Source organism: Dactylosporangium sp. NPDC049140 (assembly GCF_040648435.1).
In genome coordinates this window covers 70140-95454 of the sequence record NZ_JBEZDS010000014.1, presented here as the reverse complement: position 1 = coordinate 95454, position 25315 = coordinate 70140, and the positions used below count along the sequence as shown (strand labels likewise).

The 25315-nt window shown below is 72.1% G+C and carries 23 protein-coding genes; 15 read left to right on the top strand and 8 right to left on the bottom strand.

Going from position 1 to position 25315, the window contains the following annotated elements; genetic code table 11:
* Positions 1-258 precede the first annotated feature (258 nt).
* From AB0B76_RS23650 to AB0B76_RS23610, 9 genes are all read left to right on the top strand, one after another.
* Positions 259-759 (top strand): DUF2199 domain-containing protein, encoded by a 501-nt coding sequence (locus tag AB0B76_RS23650; RefSeq protein WP_360378817.1) that lies wholly within the window; start codon positions 259-261, stop codon positions 757-759.
* Positions 760-1058: 299 nt separating this feature from the next.
* Positions 1059-2150 carry an FHA domain-containing protein gene (locus AB0B76_RS23645; RefSeq protein ID WP_360378815.1) on the top strand — a complete coding sequence of 364 codons (1092 nt, stop codon included), beginning with the start codon at positions 1059-1061 and terminating at the stop codon, positions 2148-2150.
* A 417-nt stretch (positions 2151-2567) separates the two neighbouring features.
* Positions 2568-3755, top strand: a complete 1188-nt coding sequence (gene tuf, locus AB0B76_RS23640; RefSeq protein ID WP_360378812.1) for an elongation factor Tu — start codon at positions 2568-2570, stop codon at positions 3753-3755.
* Positions 3756-3830: 75 nt separating this feature from the next.
* Positions 3831-4307, top strand: a complete 477-nt coding sequence (locus AB0B76_RS23635) for a thioredoxin domain-containing protein (protein ID WP_360378809.1) — start codon at positions 3831-3833, stop codon at positions 4305-4307.
* A gap of 130 nt (positions 4308-4437) precedes the next feature.
* A complete protein-coding gene (locus AB0B76_RS23630) occupies positions 4438-5475 on the top strand; it encodes an acyltransferase (RefSeq protein WP_360378806.1) in 1038 nt (345 codons plus the stop codon).
* 79 nt (positions 5476-5554) lie between these two features.
* Positions 5555-6367, top strand: coding sequence for a hypothetical protein (locus AB0B76_RS23625; protein WP_360378803.1), 813 nt, complete (start codon positions 5555-5557; stop codon positions 6365-6367).
* 31 nt (positions 6368-6398) lie between these two features.
* Positions 6399-7520: a hypothetical protein gene (locus tag AB0B76_RS23620; RefSeq protein WP_360378800.1), complete on the top strand. Its 1122-nt coding sequence runs from the start codon at positions 6399-6401 to the stop codon at positions 7518-7520.
* A 49-nt stretch (positions 7521-7569) separates the two neighbouring features.
* Positions 7570-9045: a hypothetical protein gene (locus AB0B76_RS23615; protein WP_360378797.1), complete on the top strand. Its 1476-nt coding sequence runs from the start codon at positions 7570-7572 to the stop codon at positions 9043-9045.
* Between the two features lie 31 nt (positions 9046-9076).
* A complete protein-coding gene (locus AB0B76_RS23610) occupies positions 9077-10366 on the top strand; it encodes an AAA domain-containing protein (RefSeq protein ID WP_360378794.1) in 1290 nt (429 codons plus the stop codon).
* A 59-nt stretch (positions 10367-10425) separates the two neighbouring features.
* Here the strand turns inward: AB0B76_RS23610 and AB0B76_RS23605 are convergent, their stop codons facing one another.
* The 4 genes from AB0B76_RS23605 to AB0B76_RS23590 form a co-directional block, all read right to left on the bottom strand.
* Positions 10426-10725 (bottom strand): hypothetical protein, encoded by a 300-nt coding sequence (locus AB0B76_RS23605; RefSeq protein ID WP_360378791.1) that lies wholly within the window; start codon positions 10723-10725, stop codon positions 10426-10428.
* 95 nt (positions 10726-10820) lie between these two features.
* Complete coding sequence (locus AB0B76_RS23600) at positions 10821-12668, bottom strand: endonuclease/exonuclease/phosphatase family protein (protein WP_360378788.1); 1848 nt, start codon at positions 12666-12668, stop codon at positions 10821-10823.
* The gene (locus tag AB0B76_RS23595; RefSeq protein WP_360378785.1) at positions 12631-13257 is read right to left on the bottom strand and encodes a winged helix-turn-helix domain-containing protein; all 627 of its coding nucleotides are present in this window, start codon (positions 13255-13257) and stop codon (positions 12631-12633) included. Before AB0B76_RS23595 ends, AB0B76_RS23600 begins: the two co-directional genes overlap by 38 nt.
* 372 nt (positions 13258-13629) lie before the next feature.
* Positions 13630-14019, bottom strand: a complete 390-nt coding sequence (locus AB0B76_RS23590) for an NYN domain-containing protein (RefSeq protein WP_360378782.1) — start codon at positions 14017-14019, stop codon at positions 13630-13632.
* Between the two features lie 147 nt (positions 14020-14166).
* On the opposite strand from AB0B76_RS23590, the gene AB0B76_RS23585 reads away from it, so the two are divergent.
* Positions 14167-14307 (top strand): hypothetical protein, encoded by a 141-nt coding sequence (locus AB0B76_RS23585; RefSeq protein ID WP_360378779.1) that lies wholly within the window; start codon positions 14167-14169, stop codon positions 14305-14307.
* Here the strand turns inward: AB0B76_RS23585 and AB0B76_RS23580 are convergent.
* The gene (locus AB0B76_RS23580; RefSeq protein ID WP_360378776.1) at positions 14304-15062 is read right to left on the bottom strand and encodes a thioesterase family protein; all 759 of its coding nucleotides are present in this window, start codon (positions 15060-15062) and stop codon (positions 14304-14306) included. The genes AB0B76_RS23585 and AB0B76_RS23580 overlap by 4 nt on opposite strands.
* A gap of 28 nt (positions 15063-15090) precedes the next feature.
* Here AB0B76_RS23580 and AB0B76_RS23575 point away from each other — a divergent pair, with 28 nt between their 5' ends.
* The 4 genes from AB0B76_RS23575 (at position 15091) to AB0B76_RS23560 (ending at position 19949) form a co-directional block, all read left to right on the top strand.
* Positions 15091-16068 carry a magnesium transporter CorA family protein gene (locus AB0B76_RS23575; RefSeq protein ID WP_360378773.1) on the top strand — a complete coding sequence of 326 codons (978 nt, stop codon included), beginning with the start codon at positions 15091-15093 and terminating at the stop codon, positions 16066-16068.
* Complete coding sequence (gene lpdA / locus AB0B76_RS23570) at positions 16065-17444, top strand: dihydrolipoyl dehydrogenase (protein ID WP_360378770.1); 1380 nt, start codon at positions 16065-16067, stop codon at positions 17442-17444. The genes AB0B76_RS23575 and lpdA overlap by 4 nt, the downstream gene beginning before the upstream one ends.
* Positions 17445-17533: 89 nt before the next feature.
* Positions 17534-18928 carry a class II 3-deoxy-7-phosphoheptulonate synthase gene (locus AB0B76_RS23565; RefSeq protein WP_360378767.1) on the top strand — a complete coding sequence of 465 codons (1395 nt, stop codon included), beginning with the start codon at positions 17534-17536 and terminating at the stop codon, positions 18926-18928.
* Complete coding sequence (locus AB0B76_RS23560; protein WP_360378764.1) at positions 18921-19949, top strand: GntG family PLP-dependent aldolase; 1029 nt, start codon at positions 18921-18923, stop codon at positions 19947-19949. Before AB0B76_RS23565 ends, AB0B76_RS23560 begins: the two co-directional genes overlap by 8 nt.
* A 473-nt stretch (positions 19950-20422) precedes the next feature.
* Here the strand turns inward: AB0B76_RS23560 and AB0B76_RS23555 are convergent, their stop codons facing one another.
* From AB0B76_RS23555 to AB0B76_RS23545, 3 genes are all read right to left on the bottom strand, one after another.
* Entirely contained in the window at positions 20423-21583 is a 1161-nt protein-coding gene (locus tag AB0B76_RS23555) for an MFS transporter (protein ID WP_360378761.1), read from the bottom strand.
* Between the two features lie 212 nt (positions 21584-21795).
* Positions 21796-22665, bottom strand: coding sequence for a deoxyribonuclease IV (locus AB0B76_RS23550; RefSeq protein WP_360378758.1), 870 nt, complete (start codon positions 22663-22665; stop codon positions 21796-21798).
* A complete protein-coding gene (locus AB0B76_RS23545) occupies positions 22665-24644 on the bottom strand; it encodes a PASTA domain-containing protein (RefSeq protein WP_360378755.1) in 1980 nt (659 codons plus the stop codon). Before AB0B76_RS23545 ends, AB0B76_RS23550 begins: the two co-directional genes overlap by 1 nt.
* Before the next feature lie 361 nt (positions 24645-25005).
* Between AB0B76_RS23545 and AB0B76_RS23540 the strand changes: the two genes are divergently transcribed.
* Positions 25006-25314, top strand: coding sequence for an Rv2175c family DNA-binding protein (locus AB0B76_RS23540; protein ID WP_360379123.1), 309 nt, complete (start codon positions 25006-25008; stop codon positions 25312-25314).
* Position 25315 lies beyond the last annotated feature (1 nt).

The window sequence follows — 25315 nt, the reverse complement described above, 5'->3', positions numbered from 1 at the left end:
GTACGGGTGCTCCGCGGCGGCGTTCGATAAGTCGGGCACGCGATAAGTCGGGCACGCGATAAGTCGGGTGCTCCGCGGCGGCGTTCGATAAGTCGGGCACGCGATAAGTCGGGCACGCGATAAGTCGGGTGCTCCGCGGCGGCGTTCGATAAGTCGGGCGCTCCGCGCCGCGACTTATCGGATTTTTCGCCCGACAGGGTATTCGCCGGAATTTGCGGGGCTGGTTCCGGGCGCGGTGGGCGGGTCTACCATGCCGCGGTGACTGTTGTGTGCGAGTGCTGCGGTACGGAGCTCGGCGACACTCCGGCCGTGTGGGCGTTCTCCGCGCCTGATTACTGGGGTGCGCCCGAGGCCGGTGGGGAGTCGTTCCTCGAGGACGAGCTCTGCTGCATCGACGCGCCCGAGCTCGATGAGCTCCACTTCTTCATCCGGGGGCTCGTCGAGGTTCCGGTGCGCGGGTTCGAGGAGCCGTTGACGTACAGCGTCTGGGTCAGCCTCAGCCCGGTCAACTTCCAGCGCGCGGTCGAGCGGTGGGACGACCCGGCGCGGGTCGACGAGCCGCCCTACTTCGGCTGGCTCTCGAACAATATTCCGGGGTACCCCGACACCATCCAGCTCAAGACCCGCGTGCATACTCGGGAACCCGGCCGCCGGCCGCTGGTCGAGCTCGAGCCGACCGACCATCCGCTGGCCGTCGAGCAGCGGGACGGCATCGACGCGCATCGGCTTCTCGAGGTGGCCAAGACCTGCGGCGGTTGAGATCTCGTTCATTCAGGCATTCACCGCTGTTGACTTCTGCGACGGTGATCTACCTTTTCATTACCAACAGTCATGCACCGCCTACTCACGACGAATCCGGCATCCCCCAGTGCCCGTCGTGTGTACCGCGCCCGGCGCCTTCCCATCCTCCCCCCGAGGTTCGCCGAGCAGCGCGGCGCAAGGCCCGCCGTCGACCGCAGAGGTGGTCGGCGGCGGCTTTGCGGCCCATCCGGGCGGGTCGCGTGCGTCTCGGATATGTCGCGGGCGAGATGAGCGCCGGTCTGAGGCAGAATGTTCCGGTGCGATTCGAAACGAGCCGAGCACTTGACGCGATCGAGCGGCGACTTAGCGTCGACCCGCTGGCCGCGGGGGGCGTCATCGACCTGGTGGAGGCCGCGCGCAGCGTCGACCTCGACGGCGGCCGCCCGGCCGCGCTGCTGCGCCTCGGCATGTTCATCGACGCGCTGAGCCGGCGCCTCGGCGACGGCAACACCGGTCTGTACGCCATCACCGAGCGCGGCGCGATGTCGGACACCGACTTCACGTCGAACGAGCGCATGGTGCTGCGGCGCTGGTCGGACGACGGCCTCATCGAGATGCTGCCGCCCGGCGCCCGGGTCAACGCGCGCGTGCGGGAGGTGGCGCACCTGACCGGGGTACCGGTGATCAGTCGTCATCCGCTGCCCGGCCACCCGGGACCGGTCTATCTGACGACGGGCGCGCCGGGGGGCATGGAGCTCACGCTGGCCCCGGCGACCGGGTCGACCCCGCGTCCGCACCCCGTGCTGCAGCGGTTCTGGCGCTGCCCCGCCTCGGACTGCCCGGTCTTCGGCCGCGCCCCGGCCGCGGGGGCCGGACAGGCCCCGCCGGCGCTGCCCAGCGGCGCGCCGATCTGCCCCCGCCACGGTGACCGCCTGATCGACGCCGGCCCCCGCCCGCCGGCGACGCCGCTGGCCGTGCGGATCAACGGCACCGTGCGTACGCGCTTCCCCGTCACGGCCGCCCGCGCCGTCGTCGTCGGCCGCGCCCCGGACGACCAGGGCGGCATCACCATCGGCAACTGGCTGGACGACGAGTCGAGCCGCCGCGTGAGCCGCAACCACCTGCGCTTCGAGCTGCGCGACGGGATGCTGCTGGTCACCGACGTGAGCACGAACGGCGCCGCGGTCCTGGCCCGCACCGGGCCGACGGCCTCGCCGCGCGAGATGGAGCTCACCCGCGGCGAGCCCAAGGCCATGGGGGAGTGGGACGAGGTCGAGATCTACCCGGAGATCACGATCGGCCGCGCGGACCGCCCCCCGGCGGACGCCCCGACCGGCGGCGCCCCGAACTCGGTGATGGCCGACGCCCCGACGATCGCCCTACGCCTGCCCCCGCCACCGCGCTCGTAAAAGCCGCGCGCAAAGCCGCGCGCAAAGCCGCGCGCAAAGCCGCGCGCAAAGCCGCGCGCAAAGCCGCGCGCAAAGCCGCGCGCAAAAGCCGCGAAAGCCGCAAAAGCCGCGCGCAAAAGCCATGCGTAGAGAGCCGCTCGTAAATACGTTGCCGAGCGCCACGCGCCCGAGCTACCTTTCCGGACATGATCGCGACGACCGCCCTTCTGGAGCACGGCCCCCTGGCCGGCTCGGCGGTCGCCTGGGCGCCCGAAGCGCTAGCCGCAGCGCTAGAGGCCGGCCTGCGACGCTGACCCTCCTCCCGCAGACTTCATGCGGAACCGACGGAGGAGGGTGAGCCGGCCGAGCCGGAACACCCCCGCGACTCGGTCCAGGGTTCTGCGCATCCGAAACCACAAATCCACTGTGGAGAGTCAGATGGCCAAGCAGGCTTTCACGAGAAACAAGCCCCACCTCAACATCGGCACGATGGGCCACGTCGACCACGGGAAGACGACCCTGACCGCCGCCATCACCAAGGTGCTCGCCGAGCGGTACCCGGCCGTCAACCACTACACGAGCTTCGAGGGCATCGACCGGGCGCCCGAGGAGATCACCCGCGGCATCACCATCAACATCGCGCACGTCGAGTACGAGACCGGCGCGCGGCACTACGCGCACGTCGACATGCCCGGGCACGCGGACTACGTGAAGAACATGATCACGGGGGCGGCGCAGGTGGACGGGGCGATCCTCGTCGTCAGCGCCGTCGACGGGGTCATGCCGCAGACCCGCGAGCACGTGCTGCTGGCGCGGCGGATCGGGGTGCCGTACCTCGTCGTGGCCATGAACAAGGCCGACGCCGTGGACGACACCGAGCTGCTCGACCTCGTCGAGCTCGAGGTGCGCGAGCTGCTGAGCGAGTACGGCTTCCCGGGTGACGACATTCCGGTGGTACGGGTGTCGGCGCTCAAGGCCCTCGCGGGTGAGCCCGAGTGGGTGCGGTCGGTCGCCGACCTGCTCGACGCCGTCGACGAGTACGTGCCACTGCCGGAGCGCGTGACCGGCGAGCCGTTCCTGATGCCCATCGAGAGCGTGCTCACCATCACCGGGCGTGGCACCGTCGTCACCGGATCCGTCGAGCGTGGCACGCTCGTGCTCAACACCCCCGTCGAGGTGATCGGGCTGGGCCCAACCCAGGCCACCGTGGTCACCGGGATGGAGATGTTCGGCAAGCAGCTGGACTCGGCCCAGGCCGGCGACAACGCGGCGCTGCTGCTGCGCGGCGTGCGCCGGGGCGACGTGCAGCGCGGGCAGGTGGTCGCGCTGCCCGGTTCGGTCGCGCCGCACCGGCGGTTCAAGGCGCACGTGTACGCGCTGACGACGAAGGAGGGCGGCCGGCACACGCCGTTCTTCGCCAACTACCGGCCGCAGTTCTACTTCCGGACGACGGACGTGATGGGCTCGGTGGACCTGGGTGACGTCACGATGGTGATGCCCGGCGACACGGTCGACCTGACCGTCGAGCTCGGCAAGCCGATCGCGATGGACGCCGGCCTCGGCTTCGCCATCCGCGAGGGTGGGCACACGGTCGGTGCGGGCACCGTCACCGAGGTGCTGGACTAGCGACGAGAACGTGATTGCCCCTCAGGAAAGATCCCTGAGGGGCATTCACATCAAGAAAGCGGGCACAGAGTCCCCATGCATGTACAGGGGAGAAGCGGCGCGCCGCTCAGCCTGGTGGAGTACGGGGACTACGAGAGCCCGGAGGCCGGTCGCGCCTTTGGTGTCGTGGAACGGATCCAGCTGCACTACGGCGACCGGCTACGTTTCGAGTTCCGGCACTTCCCGCTCGTCGACGCCCACCCGCGCGCCATGCCCGCGGCGCTGCTGGCCGAGGCGGCCGCCGACGCGGACGCCTTCTGGGGCATGCACGCGCTGCTGCTCACCCACCAGGACCAGCTCGAGGACGGCGACCTGGCCCGGTACGCCGAACGGTTCGGCCTGCCCGACACGGGCGGCCGGCGCGAGCACCACGAACGGGTGTTGCACGACATGGCGGACGGCCGTGCGCGCGGGGTCGAGGGTGGCTCCGTGTTCTTCGTCAACGGCCTGATGCACGAGGGGCCGAATGACTTCACGACGCTCAGCGGGGCTCTCGGGGTGAGCGAGGGGTGAGCGGAGGGTGAACCCGTTCAATTGCCCGTTCGGCTACGGGATGTCCGCCCTAGGATCTTTGAGAAGAAACACAGCCAATTTTGAGCTGAATGAAGGTTGCCCCTGAGGGTCGCAGGGCAACCTGTAGGGGATGCGGAACCGGTACGTAGACCTCCTGCGAGCCGTCGCGATCATCCGCGTGGTCACCTACCACACCCTCGGATTCGCGTGGCTGACCGTCGCCTTCCCCGCTATGGGCCTGATGTTCGCGCTCGGTGGCTCCCTCATGGCCGCCTCGCTCGATCGTTCGGGTCCTAAAGCGATCGGACGGCGGATACGCCGCATCGTCATACCCTTCTGGGTCCTCGGCGCGTTCGCCGTCGTGCTCATGTCGCTCTGGGGTGGCATGGAGCACAGCTGGCGCACGCTGCTGTGGTTCATCCCGCTCGACGACCCGCCCACCTCCGAGCGGGGCGGGTTCTGGTTCAGCCAGATCTGGTACGTCCGCTCGTACCTGTGGTTCATCATCGCCTCGCCGGTGCTGCTCTGGGCGTTCCGCCGCTGGCCGATCCCGAGCGTGCTGCTGCCGTTCGGGGTGCTGGTGGCCCTGTGGGAGACCGGCTACGGCACCGGCGGCACGATCCGCGACTTCTTCATGTACGCCCCGGCCTGGATGCTCGGCTTCGCGCACCACGACGGCACGCTGCAGCGCATCTCCAAGAAGGTCCTCTGGCCGGCGTGCCTGGTGATCGCCGGCATCGGCCTCGCGCTCCTCCTCCACACGCCGGGCCCGCGCGGGTACGACTTGAACGACGCCCCGGTCGCGGACACCCTGTGGTCGACGGCGTTCCTGCTCGTCATGCTCAACGCCGCGCCGGCCGCGCTCTCGCTCGGCGCCGCGGAGCCGGTGGTGGAGGCCATCAACCGCCGCGCGCTGACGATCTACCTGTGGCACGAGGCCGCCATCACGTTCGTGCGCATGGTCGGCGTGTGGTTCGGCATCACGCTGGTGGGCGGCTATCGCGACTTCGTCCAGCTGGGCCTGGTGGTGGCCCTGGTGGCGGTACTCGTCCTGGCCCTCGGCTGGGTGGAGGACCTCGCGGCGAAGCGCCGGCCGCAGCTCGTGCCCATGCCGAAGCGGGCATCGGTACCCAGAGCGGTCGAGCAGGCACAGCCCGTACCCGCGTAGCAAAGTCGGGAAAAAGCAACCGCGACACGCCGACACTGGTCTTTGCTGGAACTTGCTGGAACCGGCTACCGTGCCGTTCGTGTCCGAATCGATCTCGGCCCCGGGCGAGCAGATCGAGCTGCTCGAGCGCCGGATCGACCGGCTGCGCGGCGAGCTTCGCCGCGCGGCCACCACGGGGGACCGCACCCAGGCCCGCACCCTGCGGGCGGAGCTGCGCCGGGTCGAGCAGGAGTGGGACAAGGCCCTGGCCGAGCTGGAGGACCGGGCCCCCCGCCAGCGGGAGAAGCCCTCGGCCTTCCCGATGCTGTCGATCCGCGAGCAGGTGCACCACGCGCTCACCCTGCTGAGCGTCCCCGCCGCGCCGAAGCTCATCATCGCCGTCCACGACGCCTTCTTCCCGGGCGAGCTCGTGGCCGCGCGCCTGACCAGCCTGCGCCGCGACGAGGAGCGCTCGTTCAAGGTCGCCCCGTACGGCCGGCCGTACTACCTCTGCCCCGCCCTGACCGCCGACCTGCTCTCCCCGGCCCGGGGCCTGCTCGCCCTGTCCACCTGGCCGCTGGAGACGCGGGTCGTCGGCCCGCTCAGCGCCCGCGTCGACTTCCTCGTCGCGGCCATCCGGGTGGCCCAGCGGGTGGCCCAGCTGCCCGACGACGCCCACGACGCCCGCCGGCTGCTGTGGCGCTTCGCCGCGGGCATCCCGGGCGCCGCCTCCCTCGGGGGCGGCGCCGACCCCGACATCGTGGCCAAACAGGCCCAGGCCGAGCTCGACGTGCACCTCGAGGCCGACTCCGCGGACCGCACCGCGGGGGCCTCGCGGGCCCAGGAACGGCTCGACGGCGCCGAGGCGCTCTTCGGCGCCCGTCTCCAGCGACTGCGAAAGACCGCGAACTGAGCAAGAACCGCTTCCCCGAGATGAGACCCCCATGGACGCACTGGTAGACCGGCTGGACCGCATTCGCGGCACCGTGGCGCCGCGCAACCACAACGCGCGCACCATCGCCGCGCTCACCACCAACCCCGGCTGCGGCCGGCGGGGGCTGATGGACGCGGCCGGAGTGAACAAGGGCGCCGTCGCCGGGCAGCTGGGCTTCCCGGCCGCCTTCGGCCAGTCGCGGTTCGCGATCGCCCGCGGCAACGCGTTCGAGGCGCAGGTGAAGGCCGACGGCGCGGCGGAGCTGCTGCAGCTGCTGCGCGAGCGGCTCGGGCTGGCCATCCCCGAGGTGGCGTACGACGACCTGTCCAATGTGGGCGGCAATGCCAGCCGCGAGGTGCGCTACGCCCGCACCCGCAGCCTGCTGGCCCGGGCGGCGGCCGAGCGCGACGACGCCGGCACGCTGTTCGACCACCCCATGCTGCGGCTGGACATCGCGGGCTACTACGCGTACCTGGAGCCGGACCTCATCGCCTTCCGCGTCGGCGGCCGCTTCCACGTGGTGGAGATCAAGTCGTTCGCGGTCATCGACGGGCAGGCCGACCCGGGCAAGGCGGCGGCCGCGGCCAAGCAGTCGGCGGTCTACGTGCTGGCGATGCGCGAGCTGCTCGGCGAGCTCGGCTACCCGCCGGAGTCCGTGTCGCACGACGTGGTGCTCGTCTGCCCGGAGAACTTCGCCAACCGGCCGACGGCCACCCTCGTGGACGTACGCAAGCAGCTGACGGTGCTGCAGCGCCAGCTGTCCCGGCTCACCCGCCTCGACAAGATCCTCGACGCGCTGCCGGCCGGGCTCTCCTTCGACCTCGCCTACGACGCCGACCAGAACGCCACCCGGCCGCCGGATGAGCTGCACAAGGCCGTCAGCGAGATCGACGCGCGCTACAGCCCGGACTGCCTCGGCTCCTGCGAGATGGCGTTCTTCTGCCGCGACGAGTCGGCCGGCTCCACCTCGGCGCTGGGCCGCTCCATCCGCGACGACCTCGGCGGCGTGGAGAGCGTCTCGACCGTCCTCGGCCTCGCCCGCGGCACGCTCACCCCGGGCGCGGGCCAGGAGGAGATCGCGGCGCTGCTGCGCATGGCCCACCGGCTGCGCACCGAATGCCTCAGCGCGTGAGCGGTCCACGGCGCCGCCGAGAGGCCCGGCGCGAATCGGAGACGAAGCGGTGAGCATTCTGACCGCGCTGGCCCGCGCGGAGGCCGTCGAGTCCGGCCGCGCGCAGCCGCTGACCACGGTCCGGCACACGCACATCGCCGAGCGCCCGCTCGTGCTCGTGCCGCTGGCCCTGGCCGGCGAGGCCGCCGCGCCCCTGGCCGCCCTGGTCGGCACCGACCGCGGCGCCGGCCGGCTGCTCGTCGTGGCCAACCCCCGCGACCGCACCCAGCGCTTCCAGTTCGTCGCGCAGCTGGCCAAGATCGTGCTGACGTACGTCGAGGGCTGCTCCCGCACCGTCGACCCCGCCCACACCTCGAAGCTGCGCTACGCCGAGGCGCCCCAGGTGCTGGTGCCCAACCGCGGCGGCGTGGAGTTCATCCGGCTCCTGGGCCGCTCGACCCGCTTCCGGCGCACGTACGGCCCGCACCCGGTGCACCGCACCGTCCCGCTGCTCGGCCAGTGGTTCACGTTCCTGCGCGAGCGCGCCGACCACCCGGGCTCGGCCACGCTGCTGGCGCTGACGGCGGTGCTGGGCGAGCACTGGGCGACCGGCCAGAGCGGGCTCGAGGACGCCAACCTCGCCGCGCTGCTGGGCTGGATCGATCCGCCCGACGGCCTCGACGGCCCGTCCGCCGCCGAGGTGGCCGAGGACCCGCTGCGCTGGCCGCCGGCCGGGCCCAGCACCGACCCGACGTTCGACAACGAGATCCTGGCCCCGGCCCTGGCCGCCTACGCCCGGGCCGCCGACCCGCACGCCCAGAGCCGGGCCGAAGCCGCACTCGCGGGCGCGCTGCAGGCGCAGCTGGAGCCGACCTGGGGACTCATGTGGCGGGCGGTGGACCTGCTGCGGGCCCGCCCGGCCGGCGCCTCCGTCGAGGCCCGCTGGGCGGTCGACCGCGACGTTTTCACGATGTACCACATGTCCTTGGCCGAAGGCACCGCGCTGCCCCAGCCCCGGCGCGACAGCGCCGTCGCCGCGGCCGGGCGCCTCGACCGCCTGGAGCGCGAGCAGGCCCGCTACGAGGCCCAGCGCGCCCTCGACGACCCGCTGATCATGGCCGAGTTCCGGCTCTCGGGGGAGGCGTTCACCGGCACCGTCGTGTCGGCCTCGCCCAACCGCGTCGACACGTCGGGCAAGAAGGCGGCCCTGCGCCCGCACATCACCGTGCAGACCTCCGACCCGGTGCGCCTGGAGCCCGGGGCGCTGCTCGTCTCGCCCGCGCGCCTGTCCCAGCAGGCGACGGTCGTCTCGGTGTCCTCTGTGGACGTCGTGCTGGAGCTGTCCAAGGGGATGGGCCGCTCCACCAAGCAGCCCGCGCCCGGTTCGGTACCAGATGTCGGGGAGGTCGTCACGTACGGCCCGGTGAGCGACGCGTACCAGCCGCCCGGCCGCTTCCCGTCCCGCGAGGACACCCCGTGGACGCACGGCGGTCCGCCGCCGGACTACCAGCCCAACGACATCGACGCGGCGGAGGACTGGTCGTGAGCGGTCGGGAGCGGAGCGGAGCGGAGGTCGCATGACCGTGATCGACAAGATCCTGAGCGACTTCGGGTCGGCCGCCGGGCGCGGGGTCGTCGTCGACTCCCCGCCGGGCGCCGGGAAGTCCACATTGGTCGTTCGCGCCGCCCGCACCATGGCCGAGGCGGGGGAGCGGCTCATGGTCGTCGCCCAGACCAACGAGCAGGTCGACGACCTCATCGACCGCCTCGCCGGCACCGCGCCCGGCATCGAGATCGGGCGGCTCTCCGCGTCCACGTATGTGCCGGCCCAGCGCGTGGTCAAGCATGGCTCGGTCACCGTCAGCGGCGCCGTCTCCGACGTGCAGACCAGCGCGGTCGTCATCGGTACGGCCGCGAAGTGGGCCACCGTCACCGAGGGCACCTGGGAGCGGGCGATCGTCGACGAGGCGTACCAGATGCGCTCCGACATGCTCCTGCGCGTGGCCGGCCGGTTCTCCCGCGGCCTGTTCGTCGGCGACCCGGGCCAGCTCGACCCGTTCTCCGTCGTGGCCGTCGAGCGCTGGGCCGGGCTGTCCTGGGACCCGATGCAGAGCGCGGTCGCCGTGCTCCTGCGGCACAACCCCGACCTGCCGCTGCACCGCCTGCCGGTCTCGTGGCGCCTGCCGCCGTCCGCGGCCTCGGTGGTCTCGGCGGCCTTCTACCCGTTCACGCCGTTCGAGGCCGGGACCCGGCCGGCCGACCGCAGCCTCGAGTTCTCGGTGCGGTCCATCGGCGGCGACCCCGGCATCGAGGCGTCGCTGGAGACCGCCCGCCGCACTGGCTGGGCGCTGCACGAGCTGCCGGCCCGGCACACCGTGCGCACCGACCGGGAGGCCGTCGCGGCCATCGCCGGCCTGGTGGTGGCCCTGCTGCGGCGGGGGCCGGTCGCGTACTCCGAGCACGCCCCGCAGGGCCGCCCGGTCACCGCGGACCGGGTCGCCGTCGGCGCCGCCCACCGCGACCAGGTGGCCGCGATCCGCCAGGCCCTCGCCGACACCGTCGCCGCCGACGTGACCGTCGACACCGCGAACCGGCTCCAGGGCCGCGAGTACGACGTGACGGTGATCCTGCACCCGCTGTCGGGCCGGCGCGACGCGAGCGCCTTCCACCTCGAGGCGGGCCGGCTGTGCGTGCTCGCCTCCCGGCACCGCCACGCGTGCATCGTCGTCGCCCGGGCCGGCATCGCCGAGCTGCTCGACACCCACCCCTCGGCCGAGCCCGTCCACCTCAACGTGCCGGTGCGCTTCCCCGACGGCTGGGAGGCCAACCAGGCGATGCTCGCGCACCTGTCCACAGTGGATGCGTAAGGAGCCGCGCCCCGTGCCGGTCGGAATCGGCAGGGGGCGCGGCCCTTGGGGAGAGGAGGTTACCGCTTGATTCGTTTCTTCACGCTCTTGCCGGTGCTTCGCAACGCCCTCATCGCCCGCTGCTGCGGGGTCTGACGCGCCTTGCGGCGCCGTACGACCGCCACCACCGCCACGACGACGGTGGTGAGGCCGGCCGCGGCGGCGGTCACCAGCGGAACGGGACGGCGACGTGCCACGTCCTTGGTGTGCTCGGCCAGTTCGGCCGCGCTCTCCTTGGCCTTGGTCGACAGGTCGCCGGCGGTGGCGCCGAAGTCCTTGCGGGTCTCGGTCACGCTTCCGTTCGCATGTGCCACGCTCATCGCTGCCCCTTTCTCTCTTGTCTCCGGGATGCCCACATGCCCCGTGGGTCAATCACGATTCGGCCAACACGTCCCCGAAAACGGTGACGAATCGGTCAAATTCCGGCGACGACCAGGGAGACGTGTACCGGCGCGTGATCGGACGTCGTCGCGGTGCCCACGACCGGCGGACCCGCGGTCAGGCCGCGCACGAGCACGTGGTCGATCTCCTCGACCGGGCGGTCGGCCGGGAACGTGCGCACCGGCCGGCTCGGGGCGAACGCATCGGCGTACCCGGCAGCGGTGAGCCGGCCGAACGGCGCGCTGCCGGGGGTGATGTTGAGGTCGCCGGCGATGACGGTGGGCCGGCCGGCGGCGAACCGGGTGGCGAAGGCCGCGATCTCGTCCGCCTGCCGCAGCGGCTCGGCGTCCGGCGGCGGCTGGATGTGCGTCGACACCACGGCGACCGCGCGCCCCTGCACCATGACCACGACGCCGAGGGCCTGGGCGCCCGTCGGCGCGCCGTCCGCGGTCAGCGGCATCGACTCCACGGCGACGACGGGCAGGCGGGTCAGGATCGCGTCGCCCCACACCGCGTCGGCGGCGGGGCCGAACCAGTACCGCATCCCGAGCCGGCGCGCGAGCACCGCCAGGTCGTCGTGGCCGCCGTTGAGCAGCCACCCGCGGTCGACCTCGGAGAGCAGGACGATGTCGGGGCGGTTCGCGGCGATGGCCGCGGCCACTTCCGCCGGACGATAGGTCCCGTCCAGACCGAAACCCATGCGGATGTTGTACTCCGTGAGCGCGAAACCCCGTCCGTCCCCGCCGGACCGGGCCGGGGGCGGCACCCAGAGCCCGGCCAGCGGCAGCAGGAGACAAGCGGCGATCGCCGCGGCCCCGGCGCGCCGCGGCAGCCGGACGGTCACCGGCCCGGCCGCGCGGAGCAGGAAGCCGGCGGGGACGAGCGCGACCGCGACCGGCACCCACCGGTTCGGGTACCCGATGTCGTAGGCGGCGTAGTACGCGATCGCCGCGACCGCGAACACCACCAGGCCGAGGGTCGCGGCGTACGCGGCCCGCGGCGCGGGACGCTCGCCGGCCAGCCGCAGCGCGAGCCCGAGGCCGGGCGCGCCGAGCAGCAGGGCGAGCCACAGCGGGCCCGGCGCGCCGAAGTCGAATGCGAAGCAGGCGGCCGAGGCGACCACGAGCACGGCGGCGGCGACGCGCACGGGCCGGCTCGCGGGCACGCGGGGCGCGAAGGCGACGGCGAGGAACGCGAGCACGGCCAGCCCGATGCCCAGCGGCGGCAGCAGGGCGGGCGGCGTCGAGGCGTACCCGTGCGCGCCGTAGGACGCGGCCACCGCGGCGACGGCGGGGGAGAGGGCGTACACCCCGGTCAGCAGCAGCACGGGGCCCACCAGGAACCAGCCCCCGGTCGCGGGCCGGGCCTCGGGGCGACCGTAGAACAGGGCGGCCCCCGCGGCGAACGTGAGCGGGACCGCGATCCACCAGGGCCGCCAGCTCGCGTCGACGGTGCCGAGCGCGGCGTGCTCGAGGGCCGCGGCGGCGAGGCCGGCCGGGACGCCGAGCGCGACGGACGCCCCGCCCTCGGCGGCGGCGGCCAGGAAGGCGAGGCCGGCGAGCAAGCCGGTCGAGGCGACGTAGAGCTGCGGCAGCCCGCCGGGGACGAAGATCAGCGCGAGGCGGGCCAGGACCAGGACCGCGCCGGCCACAAGGGCGAGGCGGCGGGGGCCGAGGCGGCGCGCCAGCGGTGCGGCCGCGACGCCGGCGACGAACCAGGCGAGCGCGAAGGCGCCCATGAGCTCGGCCGGGGTCGAGGCCGCCTGCCCGAAGATCGTGATGATCGACGGGAGCCACACCCGCAGGAGATCGACCAGGAGCAGGATCCCCGCGGCGGTCGCGACGTCAGTCTTCGCGGACCACGACCTGGACGGCGGCGTCATCGTCGAGACGATAGCCGACCCCGCGGACCGTGGCGATGATCCGGGCGGCGTCGCCCAGCTTGACCCGCAGCCGGCGGACGTGGACGTCGACGGTGCGCTCGGTGCCGACCATGTCGTATCCCCAGACCTGGCGCAGCAGCTGCGCGCGGCTGAACACGCGCCGCGGGTGCTCGCACAGGAAGAGGAAGAGGTCGTACTCGCGGCGGGTCAGCGCCACCGGGGCGCCGTCGTGCAGGACCAGGCGCGAGCCGGTGCACAGGTAGAGGGAGGGCGCGTCGGGCGTGGCCCGGCCGATGCGCTTGACCTTGGGGTCGTGCTCCGCGACGGCGACGGACGCGGCGGGCTCGTCGGCCGGCTGCTCGACCAGGCGCAGGTTGCGCGCCGGGGCGGCGGACGGGCTCGACGGGGTGCGCGGCAGCGGCGCGGTGCGCTGGATCTGCTGGCCGGCCTGGCTGGCGGCCAGCGCCTCGAGGTCGCTCAGCAGGCGGGAGGCCTCCGGTGGGAGCTCCTCGCCGTTGAGCGTGATGTGGACGGTGATGGTGACCACGGAGGGCGCGACGTCGGGCACACCCACGACCGAAACGGCCATTTCAATCCTCTCGAAAACCTTCTGAATGAACGCCGATATCAACCGGGGGTCACTCGACAAAGGCCGTCGAAATGGTGCTCGCGGCGGGTTGTCCACATCGGATCAAGCAGCACCTGATGGCACATGGTACCGACCTTACCAGTTACGTCACATGATGCGACAGCCGTGTTACGTGCCGCACAGAATAGATCGACACTAATTCGTCTGACGTTTTGGCACGTATTCACCGGCAATTCACGACACCGGTACCCGGATAACTTTGCGTGAGCCCGAGGTTGCGGTCAATGGTTTCCCATAATATGGAAGATCGCCATCAGTTCGCGTATCACTACCCACACATGCTGTGGTGAGGGAACCCCTAAATCATATCGGCTAGGTAGAGTCACGTCGTCCACCATATGAGATGGTGGCCCGGAGCTGTCCGGGGCTGACAATACTCGCACCCAGTTCCGTCACCCGGTGCCGCAGCTCCCGGTCGGATGTGACCACGACGACGGTCCGATGTGACACATTGTCGCGCACGAGCGCCGCAATGTGGTCGTCGCCGGATTGCGGCGCCGCCTCGACCGCCACCCCCGCGATCGCCGTGACCCCGCGGGCCGCGCCCTCGACCACCAGTGTGATCTCGCCCGGCAGGGCGGCGCGGTCGCGGTCGGCAAGGGCGTCGCGCAGCCTGGCCGCCGCGCCCGCCCGGTCGCGCCACCAGCCGTCCGGCACCGAGCCCACCACGTTCGCACCGTCGACCACGATGAGCGGTTCCATGTGGCAAGTGTTACCCCGCGGCCCCGCGTTTCCCCTCAGCCCGCGCCCGGGCGGGCCGATCTCTGGCCTCGGAGGTCGCCATGGAGACGATGCGGGAGACGGCGGGCGTCACCCTGCGCGCGATCCTGCGGTACGTGCGCGCCCGGGGTGGCGACGGAGCGGCGCGGCTGGTGCTGCACCTGGCGGGGGACCCGGTTCGCGGCCGGCGAGGAGAGCCGGGTGGTGCTGCACCGCGCGGACACCGCCATGTACGAGGCCAAGCGCGGCGCGGCGGTGGTGCTGAACTAGGACCGGGCCATCCGGTACACGGCCAGCTGGGAGGCCTGCGCGACCGTGCGGCCGGCCGCGTCCCAGACCTCGCACACCTGGTCGAGCTGGCCGTCGGTGACCATCCGGGTGTACTGGCGCACCCGCAGCGGCCCCGGCGCCGGGAGCCCGCGCACGTAGGCGGTCAGCTCCAGCGTCGGCGTCCACCCGTTGCCGCCGAGCGTGAACGTGGCCGGCGGGAACGCGTCGACCGCGTACAGCAGCGAGAAGGCGTCGAACGGGGTGCCGTCGTCGAAGCTGAGCCAGCCCCGCAGGTCGCCCGGGCCGCTCAGGTCCACCCGCTGGTCGACCTGCTCCAGCATGGTGATGCGGATCCCGGCGCCCGGCGGCTCGACCGGGGTGCGGTTCAGGTCGTCGCGGGGCTTGACGGCGGCCGGCTCGGCCGCGGTGAACCGGGCCTCGCCGGCCGTGGCCAGGTCGCCGAGGGTGAACAGCGCCTCCACGCAGGCCCGGCCGCCCTGCGACAGCCGCACCCGGGCCTGGCGCACCGAGCGCCCGTCGCGCAGCGTCTCCACCGCGACCTCGGCCGGGCCGCACTCGGGCGGGGCGAGGTACACCGCGCTCGCGCTGAGCGGGTGCGGGTGCGCGGTGGTCGCGGCGGCCCGGGCGAGTACCGCCAGCAGGTATCCGCCGTTGGGCCGCCCACCGACGGTCCACTGTGGATCCAGCTCGGCCCGGCCGTCCACGACCGCGGTCGCCTCCGCGAATCCGGCCACCGGGGCCTCCTTCTGCTTTGATGAGCCTATGGCGCGCACGCGGCTATATCGGGACGGTCGGCTGGAGGCCGAGGACTTCCCGCTCGACGATATCTCCGAGCACCTCAAGGACTCCGCGGCGGTCGTGTGGCTCGATCTGGTCGACCCGGAGCAGGGCGACTACGACCGGGTCCAGGAGGAGTTCGGGCTGCACCAGCTGGCCATCGAGGACGCGTCCTCGCCGCACGAGCGGCCGAAGCTGATGCACTATCCGGCACACATGTTCTTCAACGCGTACGCCGTGCGGTTCCACGGCGGCGACGGCGACGGGACGTCGGAGGTCGCCGAGGTGTCGGCGTTCCTCACCGACCGGGCGCTCATCACCGCCCACGGCGCCGGCTTCGACATGGACGCGGTCGTCGAGCGCTGGAACGCCACCTCGGACCTGGCCGCGCAGGGTGTGCCGTGGCTCGCCCACGGGCTGCTCGACGTGATCGTCGACGGGCAGTTCGACGCGGTGCAGCAGCTCGACGACGAGCTCGAGGCGCTGGAGGACCGGCTGTTCGAGGAGAGCCCGCAGGCCATCCGCGACGTGCAGCAGCGCAGCTTCCGGCTGCGCAAGACGCTCGGCCGGATGCGCAAGGTCATCATGCCGATGCGCGAGCTGGTCGGTGGCCTGATGCACTCCCGCGAGCACCTCGTCGACGAGGAGATGGTGCCGTACTACCAGGACCTCTACGACCACGTCCTGCGCGTGACGGAGTTCACCGAGAACCTGCGCGACTTCACCGCCACGATCCTGGAGTCCAACCTGGCGGTGCAGGGCAACCGGCAGAACACCGTCATGAAGAAGGTCACCAGCTGGGCCGCCATCATCGCGGTGCCGACGGCGGTTACTGGTTACTACGGGCAGAATGTGCCGTACCCGGGTTCCGACAAGCTGTCGGGGTTCATCACCTCGGCCCTGCTGATCGTGGTGCTGTCCGTGGTGCTGTACGTCACCTTCAAACGCAAGGACTGGCTATGAGTGAGCACTTCGACGTCGTCGTCCTGGGCGCCGGCCCCGGTGGCTACACCGCCGCCGTGCGGTCCGCGCAGCTCGGCCTGCGCACCGCCATCGTCGAGGACAAGTACTGGGGCGGCGTCTGCCTCAACGTGGGCTGCATCCCGTCCAAGGCGCTGCTGCGCAACGCCGAGCTCGCGCACATCTTCACCCACGAGGCGAAGACGTTCGGGATCTCCGGCGACGTCACGTTCGACTACGGCGCGGCGTTCCAGCGCAGCCGCAAGGTGGCCGACGGCCGGGTCAAGGGCGTGCACTACCTGATGAAGAAGAACGAGATCCGGCAGTACCAGGCCAAGGGCTCCTTCGTCGACGACCACACGCTGCAGGTCGGTGACGAGACCATCACCTTCGCGAACTGCATCGTCGCCACCGGCGCCACGACCCGGCTGCTGCCCGGCACGTCGCTGTCGGAGCGCGTGGTGACCTACGAGGAGCAGATCCTCACCGAGGAGCTGCCCGGCTCGATCATCATCGCGGGCGCGGGCGCCATCGGCGTCGAGTTCGCCTACGTCCTGCACAACTACGGCGTGAAGGTGACGATCGTCGAGTTCCTCGACCGGATGGTGCCGCTCGAGGACGCCGAGGTGTCCGCCGAACTGCTCAAGCGGTACAAGAGACTCGGCATTTCGGTTCTGACCTCGACCCGGGTCGACTCCGTGGAGGAGACCGGCGGGGGCGTCAAGGTGACGGTCTCGTCCGGCGGTAAGAGCCAGGTGCTCGAGGCGGACAAGCTGCTGCAGGCGATCGGCTTCGTGCCCCGGGTCGAGGGCTTCGGCCTGGAGAAGACCGGCGTGCAGCTCACCGAGCGCGGCGCGATCGCCGTCGACGGGCGGCTGCGGACCAACGTGCCGCACATCTACGCGATCGGCGACGTCACCGCGAAGCTCATGCTCGCGCACGCGGCCGAGTCGATGGGCATCGTCGCCGCCGAGACGATCGCCGGGGCCGAGACCATGGAGCTCGACTACGTCATGATCCCCCGGGCGACGTACTGCCAGCCGCAGATCGCCAGCTTCGGCTGGACCGAGGAGCAGGCCCGCGAGAAGGGCTTCGACGTCAAGGTGGCCAAGTTCCCGTACACGGCCAACGGCAAGGCGCACGGGCTCGGCGACGCGACCGGCTTCGTGAAGATCATCAGCGACGCGAAGTACGGCGAGCTGCTCGGCGCCCACCTGATCGGCCCCGAGGTCACCGAGCTGCTGCCCGAGCTGACCCTGGCCCAGCAGTGGGACCTCACCGTCCACGAGGTGGCGCGCAACGTGCACGCCCACCCGACGCTGGGCGAGGCGGTCAAGGAGGCCGTGCACGGACTCGCCGGACACATGATCAACATGTAGGTGCGCCGGGCTCTCACCCGCCGGTCCAGCCTGCGGGATCGGCGGGTGGCGGACCCCACTCGCCGATCCTCCTCGGTACGCTTTTCGTCATGCGCCAGGAGTGGCACCACTTCACGTACCCCGGCCCGGAGATCAGCCGCGTCGCCGTCCCGGGCAACCAGGATGACGACGTCTTCGGCCTCGACCGCTGGCGGACCATGCCCCGGGCGCAGACGCCGCCGTGGCCGGACCAGGCCGCCGTCGACGAGGTCGCCAACCTGCTGTCGTCCGTCCCGCCGATCGTCGCGCCCTACGAGGTGGACCAGCTTCGCGAGCGCCTCGCCCTCGTCGCCGACGGCAAGGCCTTCATGCTCCAGGGCGGCGACTGCGCCGAGACCTTCGTCGACAACACCGAGGCCCACGTGCTGGGCAACGCCCGCACGCTGTTGCAGATGGCGGTCGTGCTGACCTACGGCGCCTCGCTGCCGGTCATCAAGATCGGCCGCGTCGCCGGCCAGTTCACCAAGCCCCGCTCCGCCGCGCTCGACTCGCTGGGCCTGCCGGCCTACCGCGGCGACATGATCAACTCGCTGGACCAGGACCCGGACGCGCGCATCGCCGACCCCCAGCGCATGGTCCGGGCCTACGCCAACTCGTCCAGCGCGATGAACATGCTGCGCGCGTACCTCGCCGGCGGCATGGCCGACCTGCACGCGGTACACGACTGGAACAAGGGCTTCGTGGTCACCTCGCCGGCCGGCCAGCGCTACGAGGCCATCGCCCGCGAGATCGACCGGGCCCTGCGCTTCATGCAGGCCTGCGGCGTCAACGACGACGAGGCCCTGCGCACGGTCACGCTGTACTGCTCCCACGAGGCCCTGGCCCTGGAGTACGAGCGGCCGCTGGTGCGCATCGCGGGCGGCCGGCCGTACGGGCTCTCCGGGCACTTCCTGTGGATCGGCGAGCGCACCCGCCAGCTCGACGGCGCCCACGTGGACTTCATGTCCCGCCTGGCCAACCCGATCGGCGTCAAGCTCGGCCCGACCACCACGCCCGAGCAGGCCATCGAGCTGTTCGAGCGGCTCAACCCGCAGAACATCCCGGGCCGGCTCACGTTCGTGGCCCGCATGGGCAGCACCAAGGTCCGCGACGCCCTCCCGCCGATCGTGGAGAAGGTCACCGCGGCCGGCTGCCGCGTCGTCTGGCAGTGCGACCCGATGCACGGCAACACGCACGAGTCGTCGAACGGGTACAAGACCCGGCACTTCGACCGGATCGTCGACGAGGTCCTCGGCTACTTCGAGGTCCACCGCGAGCTCGGCACCCACCCGGGCGGCCTGCACGTGGAGCTGACCGGCGAGGACGTCACCGAGTGCCTCGGCGGCGCCCAGGCCATCGTCGACGAGGACCTGCCCGACCGCTACGAGACCGCCTGCGACCCGCGGCTCAACACCCAGCAGTCGCTGGAGCTGGCCTTCCTGGTGGCGGAGATGCTGCGTGGCTGACGTGGTGGTCGATTTCCGCTCGGACACGCTCACCCGGCCGTCGCCCGCCATGCGCGAGGCGATGGCGGCGGCCGAGGTCGGCGACGACGTGTTCGACGAGGACCCGACCCTGCACGAGCTGCAGGAGCACGTGGCCGGCCTCTTCGGCCACGAGGCGGCCCTGTTCGCCCCGAGCGGCACCATGGCCAACCAGATCGCCCTGCAGCTGGCCGTCCCGCGTGGCGAGGAGCTGCTGTGCGACGCCGCCGCCCACGTGGTGACCGACGAGATCGGCGCGGCCGCGGCCCTGGGCGGGGTGTCGACCCGCACCTGGCCGTCCGCGGCCGCCGACCTCGACCCCGCGACCGTCGCGGACATGATCCGCCCGGACGGCTTCGTGGCCGTCCCGACCCGCGCGATCGCCGTCGAGCAGACCCACAACCGCCTGGGCGGCGCCGTGATCCCGCTCGCCACCCTGCGCAGCCTGCGCACGATCGCCGACGAGGCGGGCGTGCACCTGCACTGCGACGGCGCGCGGATCTGGCACGCGCACGTGGCCGACGGGGTGGCCCTGTCCGACTACGGCCGCCTCTTCGACTCGCTCTCGGTCTGCCTGTCGAAGGGCCTGGGCGCCCCGGTCGGCTCGCTCATCGTGGGTTCGGCCGCGAACATCGCTGCGGCGCGCAAGCTGCGCAAGCGCCTCGGCGGCGGGATGCGCCAGGCGGGCATCCTGGCCGCCGCGGGCCTCTACGCGCTGCGCCACAACATTCCGCGCCTGGCCGAGGACCATGCCCGGGCGCACCGCCTGGCCGAGGCCCTGGCCCCGCACGGCGTGGTGGACCCGGCGCGCATCCGCACCAACATCGTGCCGCTCGACCTGACCGGCGCGGCCGTGGACGGCCCGGCCTTCGCGGCGGCGGCGCGCGAGCAGGGCATTCTGGTGTCGGTGCTGGGACGGCGGTTGGTGCGCCTGGTGACCCACCTGGACCAGACCGAGGACGGCATCGACCACGCCGTGAAGGTGCTGCCGACCTTGCTGTAGTGGCCCCGCTTTCCGATATGTCGGGCACTTCGCTTCAGTCCCGACATATCGGACAGCCCCACTTCGTGCGCGGTGTCTTCAACGCCTTGCTTCAGGCCGCTCTGCTTCAAGCTCGACCCATTTCGGCGCTCTGCTTCGAGCCGGACCTATCACGGCGCCCTGTTTCAGGCCCGACCTATCACGGTGCCCTGTTTCAGGCCCGACCTATCACGGTGCCCTGTTTCAGGCCCGACCTATCACGGTGCCCTGTTTCAGGCCCGACCTATCGCAGTGCTCTGCTTCGAGCCCGACCCATCGCGGCGCTCTGTTTCGGACCGGCCTATCGCGGCGCTCTGCTTCGAGCCCGACCTATCACGGTGCCCTGTTTCAGATCCGGCCTATCGCGGCGCTCTGCTTCGAGCCCGACTCGCCCGGTATTCGGCCTCCGCACGATATGCCGGGCGCGCCGCGCCGCGACATATCGGATTTATCGGTTATGCCGGGTTCCGCGAGTTCAGCAGCAGGGCGACCAGCGCGGTCGCGCAGGTCAGCAGGCCCGCGCAGAGCATGGCGCCGTCCGCGTGCAGCAGGACCACCAGCGGCGACGCGGCCGCGGTGCCCAGGCCGATCGCCGTCTGGATCACCGCGCCCGACGCCGCGAACGCCCGGCCGTGCTGCGCCGGCGGGGTGCGAGTGCTGATCAGCGCGTTCTGGGCCACGTTCACGACGCCGTTGCCGATGCCGCCCGCCGTCGACGCTACATACGCGAGCAGCAGGCTCGGGGCGAGGCCGATGCCCGCGATGCCGGCCCCGATGAGCAGGTTGCCCAGCGCCAGCAGGGTCGCGCTGGAGAGCCGGACCCGGGGCACGATCTGGGCCCCGATCAGCGCGCCGAGCCCCCAGAGCGTGAGGTACAGGCCGTAGCCGGAGTCGCTCGCGCCCAACTGGCCGACGAAGCGGAACGGCGCCGCCACGTTGTCGATCACGCCGCTGCTGATCGCGATCGCGCTGCCCAGCAGGGCCGTGCGCAGGAGGCGGTCGCCGAAGATCAGGCGCATCCCGCCGGCGGCCCGCTTACCGTCCGGGGGTGCGGCGGCCGGATGGCGGCGGGCCCGTACGGCCGAGCAGGCGAGGGTCAGCACCGCAAAGGTGGCCGCGTCGACCAGGATCGCCGTCCCCGGTCCAAAGGCGCCCGTGAGCAGGCCGCCCGCGGCCGGGCCGGCGATCCAGCCGAGTCCGGTGCCGGTGGCGAGCCGGGAGTACCCACGCTGCGCGTCCCCCTCGCCGGTGATCGCCGGCACCAGGGCCGAGGTCGCGGGCCGCACGAACGCCGAGAGCGCGGTGACCCCGGCGAAGAGCGCGATCGTGGGCAGCAGCGCGGTCGCGTACGCCAGCGGCACACACAACACCGCCTGCCCGGCCAGCGCGACGAGCAGCACCGCCCGCGTCTCGAAGCGATCCACGATGCGCCCGGTGAGCGGGGCCAGCACCACGAACGGGATGAGTTCGGCCGCCAGCAGCCCCGCCACCCAGCCGCTGCCGTGCGGCTGGAGGCGCAGCAGCAGCGCCACGAGCGCGGCCGAGTCGCCGGCCGTGGACAGCGCCAGCCCGGCCGCGAGCAGGTTGAGGTCGCGCCGCACCACCCGATCGCTCACGGCTCAGCCCCCCGTCCCCGCCGCATCGGAGGTCACGATAACGGCCCGGCCCTCGCCGCGCCTCGGGCGAAACCCGCCGCGACACCCGACTCGTCCCGGCGGGGCGTTTGCGACGAGCGTTCACCGAGGATCAGAAAAACCGCATAACCGAAATATCGGATATATCGCGGCGCGGAGCGCCCGACATATCCGCTCAACTCTGCGCAACGCCCTCAGGCGCTCGGAGTCGAAGCCCGCAGGAGTGCGATGTCCGCGGCGTGGTCGGCGTGGTCGTCGCCGCTCGGGGTTTCCACGATCAGCGGGACGCCGCGCGCCGCCGGATGGGCCAGCAGCTCGCCGAACGCGGCCGCGCCGATCAGCCCCTTGCCCAGCGACTCGTGGCGGTCCCGCAGCGACCCGCACGCGTCCTTGGAGTCGTTGGCGTGGATGAGCCTGAGCCGGTCCGGGCCCGCCGCGGTCACGAGCGCGTCAATGGTTGCCGTCATGCCACCGGGCGTGGCCAGATCGTGCCCGGCCGCCCACGCATGGCAGGTGTCGAAGCAGACGCCCAGGTGCGGGTGGCGGTCGACCGCGGCCAGGTACTCGGCGAGATGCTCGACCCGCGACGCGAGGGAGCGCCCGCCCCCGGCGCTGGGCTCCACGAGCAGCGGCGGCCAGCCCTCGCGCTCGGCTCGCTCCAGAAGCGGAAGAAGCACCTGTCGTACCGTCGCAAAGGCCTTCTCCGCATGCCCGGCGTCGACCGCCGAGCCCGCGTGGAAGACGACGCCGCGCGCGCCGATCGCGTGCCCGCGGCGCAGGGCGTGCTCCAGGGTCGCGACCGAGCGCTCCACGGTCGCCTCGGTCGGCGAGCCGAGGTTCACCAGCAGGGCCGCGTGCACGTACGCGGTCACGCCGTGGTCGGCGCAGTACTTGAGGAACGCGTCGTCCTGTTTCGGGTCGCCGGCGGCCAGGGCCCAGCCGCGGGGGTTGGAGACGTACACCTGGACCGCCGTCGCCGCCGTGCGCTCGACGTAGCGCAGCGCGCCCTTGGCGAGGCCCCCGGCGGCGAGCGCGTGCCCGCCGACCGGGGCGAAGTCACCCATTAGAAGAACGCGAAGAGGGAGACATGCTGCCCGGGCACGACCGGCGTGCCGGGTGCCGGGTTCTGCTGGCGTACGGTGCCGAAGCCTTGCGAGTCGACCACCAGGCCGAGCTGTTCGAGCTGCTGACGGGCCTGGTCGAGGGGCATGTTGCGCACCTCGGGCATCGGGATCTGGGCCGGGCCCTTGGAGATCTGCAGGTCCATGACCATGCCGTCGGCCACGCTGTTGCCGTCGCCGATGCTCTGCGAGACGATCTGGCCCTTCGGCTTGTCGCTCTCGACCTCCTCGACCTTGCCCAGGGCGATCTTCACCTTGGCCAGGTCGGACTTGGCCTGGTCGACCGTCTTGCCGACGACCAGCGGCACCTTGACCGGGTTCGGGCCCTTGCTGACGAACACGGTGATCGTCTGGCCGGGCTTGACCTGCGTGCCGATCTTCGGGTCGGTGTCGACGACGTAGCCCGCGGGCACGGCGTCGTCGAACTTCTCGGCCCGGTTGCCCACGATCTTCATCGCCTGCAGGTCGACCTGGGCAAGGTCCCACTCCTTGCCGGCGATGTCGGGCACCTTGTACACCTCGGGCCCGAGCGACAGCGTGAGCGTGATCGTGCCCCCGTCGAGGATCCGCCCGCCCGCGGCCGGGTCCTGGGAGATGACCTGGTCCTTGGGGACGACCGCGTCGAACTTCGGGTCGGCGAACTTGACCTTGAACCCGGCGGTGGAGGCCAGGTGCGCGGCCTGGTCGCCGGTCTTGGCGCGCAGGTCGGGGGTGTTGGTGTAGCGCCCGACGCCGAACCAGTACCCGCCGACCGCCACCAGCAGGCCGAACGCGAGCATGGCGGCGATCACCGCGAGGCGGGTGCGCGGGTTGGCGTTGATCTGCGCGATCAGCCGCGACAGGCCCCCGCCCTCGCCGCCGCGGTGGGCGACGTCGGGGCGGTGCCGCCGCGCGACCGCGGCCGCCGGGGGAGCGGAGGCGGGCAGCCGGGCCCACGACGGGCGGCGGCTGGCCTGGTAGGTCTGGGTCATCGGCTGCGGCACCGACTCGACCCGCGGCACCATGACCGTGGGCGGGGTGATCTGGCGCGTGCGGCCGGTCGGCGTGGTGCCGATGTCCTCGCGGACCGCCTGCACCTCGGCGAGCATCGCGCCGGCGTCGGTCGGGCGCCCGCCCGGGTCGCGGCGGGTCGCGCGGGCGACGAGGTCGTCGACGGCGGGCGGCAGGCCCGGCACGTACCGCGACGGGAACGGCACATCGCGATCCACGTGCTGCCAGGCCACCTCGACGGGCCGGTCGGCCTCGTACGGCACCCGCCCGGTGAGCATCTCGAAGAGCACGATGCCGGCCGAGTACACGTCGGTGCGCGGGTCGGCGTGACCGTCGGTGACGAGCTCGGGGGCGACGTAGGCGACGGTGGCCATGAGGTGCGAGCCGGTCTCGTCCGCGCTCGCCTCGACCGCGCGCGCGAGGCCGAAGTCGGCCACCTTGACCACGCCGTCGATGAGGTTGTGGGTGTCGCCCGGCGACTCGGCGACGAGCACGTTCTCGGGCTTGACGTCGCGGTGCACGAGCCCGGCGCGGTGCGCGGCGGCGATCGCGGCGAGCATCTGCTCCATGATCGCGAGGGCCTCCTGCGGCTGCAGGCGGCGCCGCTCGGCGAGCAGCTCGCGCAGGGTGTAGCCGCGGACGTACTCCATGATCAGGTACGGCAGCCCGTGGTGCGTGCCCTGGTCGTACACGGCGACCACGTTCGGGTGGGTCAGCCGTGCGATCGTCTTGGCCTCGTCGGTGAACCGGTCCACGAACAGCGGGTCACGGGACTGCGCCGGGTGAATGATCTTCAACGCGACGGTGCGCTCGAGCCGCTCGTCGAGCGCCGTGTAGACCGTCGCCATGCCGCCTTTGGCGACACGCGAGCGAACGCGGTAGCGCCCGTCGACAAGCGCACCGAGCAGAGGATCGGCGACCGTGGTATCCATTGGCTGCGAGTGTACGGCTGGGGGACCCGAAAGCTCAGCGTCCTGCACGGTCCTCGGAGGATCGTCCCCATTTCGAGCGCTTTGTGGGGGACGGCGACGGCGATGAACCACTCACCGAGGGTGACGGACCGGCCGTCTCGCTGGGCGTGGCGCTCGGCGACGGCGTCGGGGTGCTCGACGGCGGGCGGATCAGGCTCGGCGCGGATCGGGTGCCCGGCGCGGGGCGGCGGGCGCGGCGACCGGGGCCTCGTAAGGCCCGGCGTGCCGGGCGGCCAGGCTGCCGGCCACGGCGACGTCGCGTTGCGCGGATTAACCTGCTTCTGTGAGCGAAGAACCTGCCGGCCCCGCCGAGTGGCTGACCATGCCCGACGTCGCCGAGCGCCTCGGCATCCCGGTGAACCGGGTACACCAGCTCGTCCGGGACAACATCCTGATCGCGGTGCGCGAGAAGGGCGTGCTGCGCGTCCCCGCGGACTTCATCGTGGACGGTGAGGTGGTCAAGCACCTTCCCGGCGTGCTGAGGTTGTTGTACGACGCTGGGTACAACGAGCCGGAGGCCCTCCGGTGGCTCTACACGCCCGACGAGTCACTGCCGGGCACCCCGGCGGAGGCGCTGCGCGGCAACCGCGCGACCGAGATCAAGCGGCGCGCGCAGGCGCTGGGCTTCTGAC

Bases quoted from the DNA above. Each gene is read 5' to 3' on its own strand.
- tuf (WP_360378812.1), top strand. From the start codon at position 2,568: ATGGCCAAGCAGGCTTTCACGAGAAACAAGCCCCACCTCAACATCGGC.
- AB0B76_RS23635 (WP_360378809.1), top strand. From the start codon at position 3,831: ATGCATGTACAGGGGAGAAGCGGCGCGCCGCTCAGCCTGGTGGAGTAC.
- AB0B76_RS23630 (WP_360378806.1), top strand. From the start codon at position 4,438: ATGCGGAACCGGTACGTAGACCTCCTGCGAGCCGTCGCGATCATCCGC.
- AB0B76_RS23620 (WP_360378800.1), top strand. From the start codon at position 6,399: ATGGACGCACTGGTAGACCGGCTGGACCGCATTCGCGGCACCGTGGCG.
- AB0B76_RS23610 (WP_360378794.1), top strand. From the start codon at position 9,077: ATGACCGTGATCGACAAGATCCTGAGCGACTTCGGGTCGGCCGCCGGG.
- AB0B76_RS23605 (WP_360378791.1), bottom strand. From the start codon at position 10,725: ATGAGCGTGGCACATGCGAACGGAAGCGTGACCGAGACCCGCAAGGAC.
- AB0B76_RS23600 (WP_360378788.1), bottom strand. From the start codon at position 12,668: ATGACGCCGCCGTCCAGGTCGTGGTCCGCGAAGACTGACGTCGCGACC.
- AB0B76_RS23595 (WP_360378785.1), bottom strand. From the start codon at position 13,257: ATGGCCGTTTCGGTCGTGGGTGTGCCCGACGTCGCGCCCTCCGTGGTC.
- AB0B76_RS23590 (WP_360378782.1), bottom strand. From the start codon at position 14,019: ATGGAACCGCTCATCGTGGTCGACGGTGCGAACGTGGTGGGCTCGGTG.
- AB0B76_RS23575 (WP_360378773.1), top strand. From the start codon at position 15,091: ATGGCGCGCACGCGGCTATATCGGGACGGTCGGCTGGAGGCCGAGGAC.
- lpdA (WP_360378770.1), top strand. From the start codon at position 16,065: ATGAGTGAGCACTTCGACGTCGTCGTCCTGGGCGCCGGCCCCGGTGGC.
- AB0B76_RS23565 (WP_360378767.1), top strand. From the start codon at position 17,534: ATGCGCCAGGAGTGGCACCACTTCACGTACCCCGGCCCGGAGATCAGC.
- AB0B76_RS23550 (WP_360378758.1), bottom strand. From the start codon at position 22,665: ATGGGTGACTTCGCCCCGGTCGGCGGGCACGCGCTCGCCGCCGGGGGC.
- AB0B76_RS23545 (WP_360378755.1), bottom strand. From the start codon at position 24,644: ATGGATACCACGGTCGCCGATCCTCTGCTCGGTGCGCTTGTCGACGGG.
- AB0B76_RS23540 (WP_360379123.1), top strand. From the start codon at position 25,006: ATGCCCGACGTCGCCGAGCGCCTCGGCATCCCGGTGAACCGGGTACAC.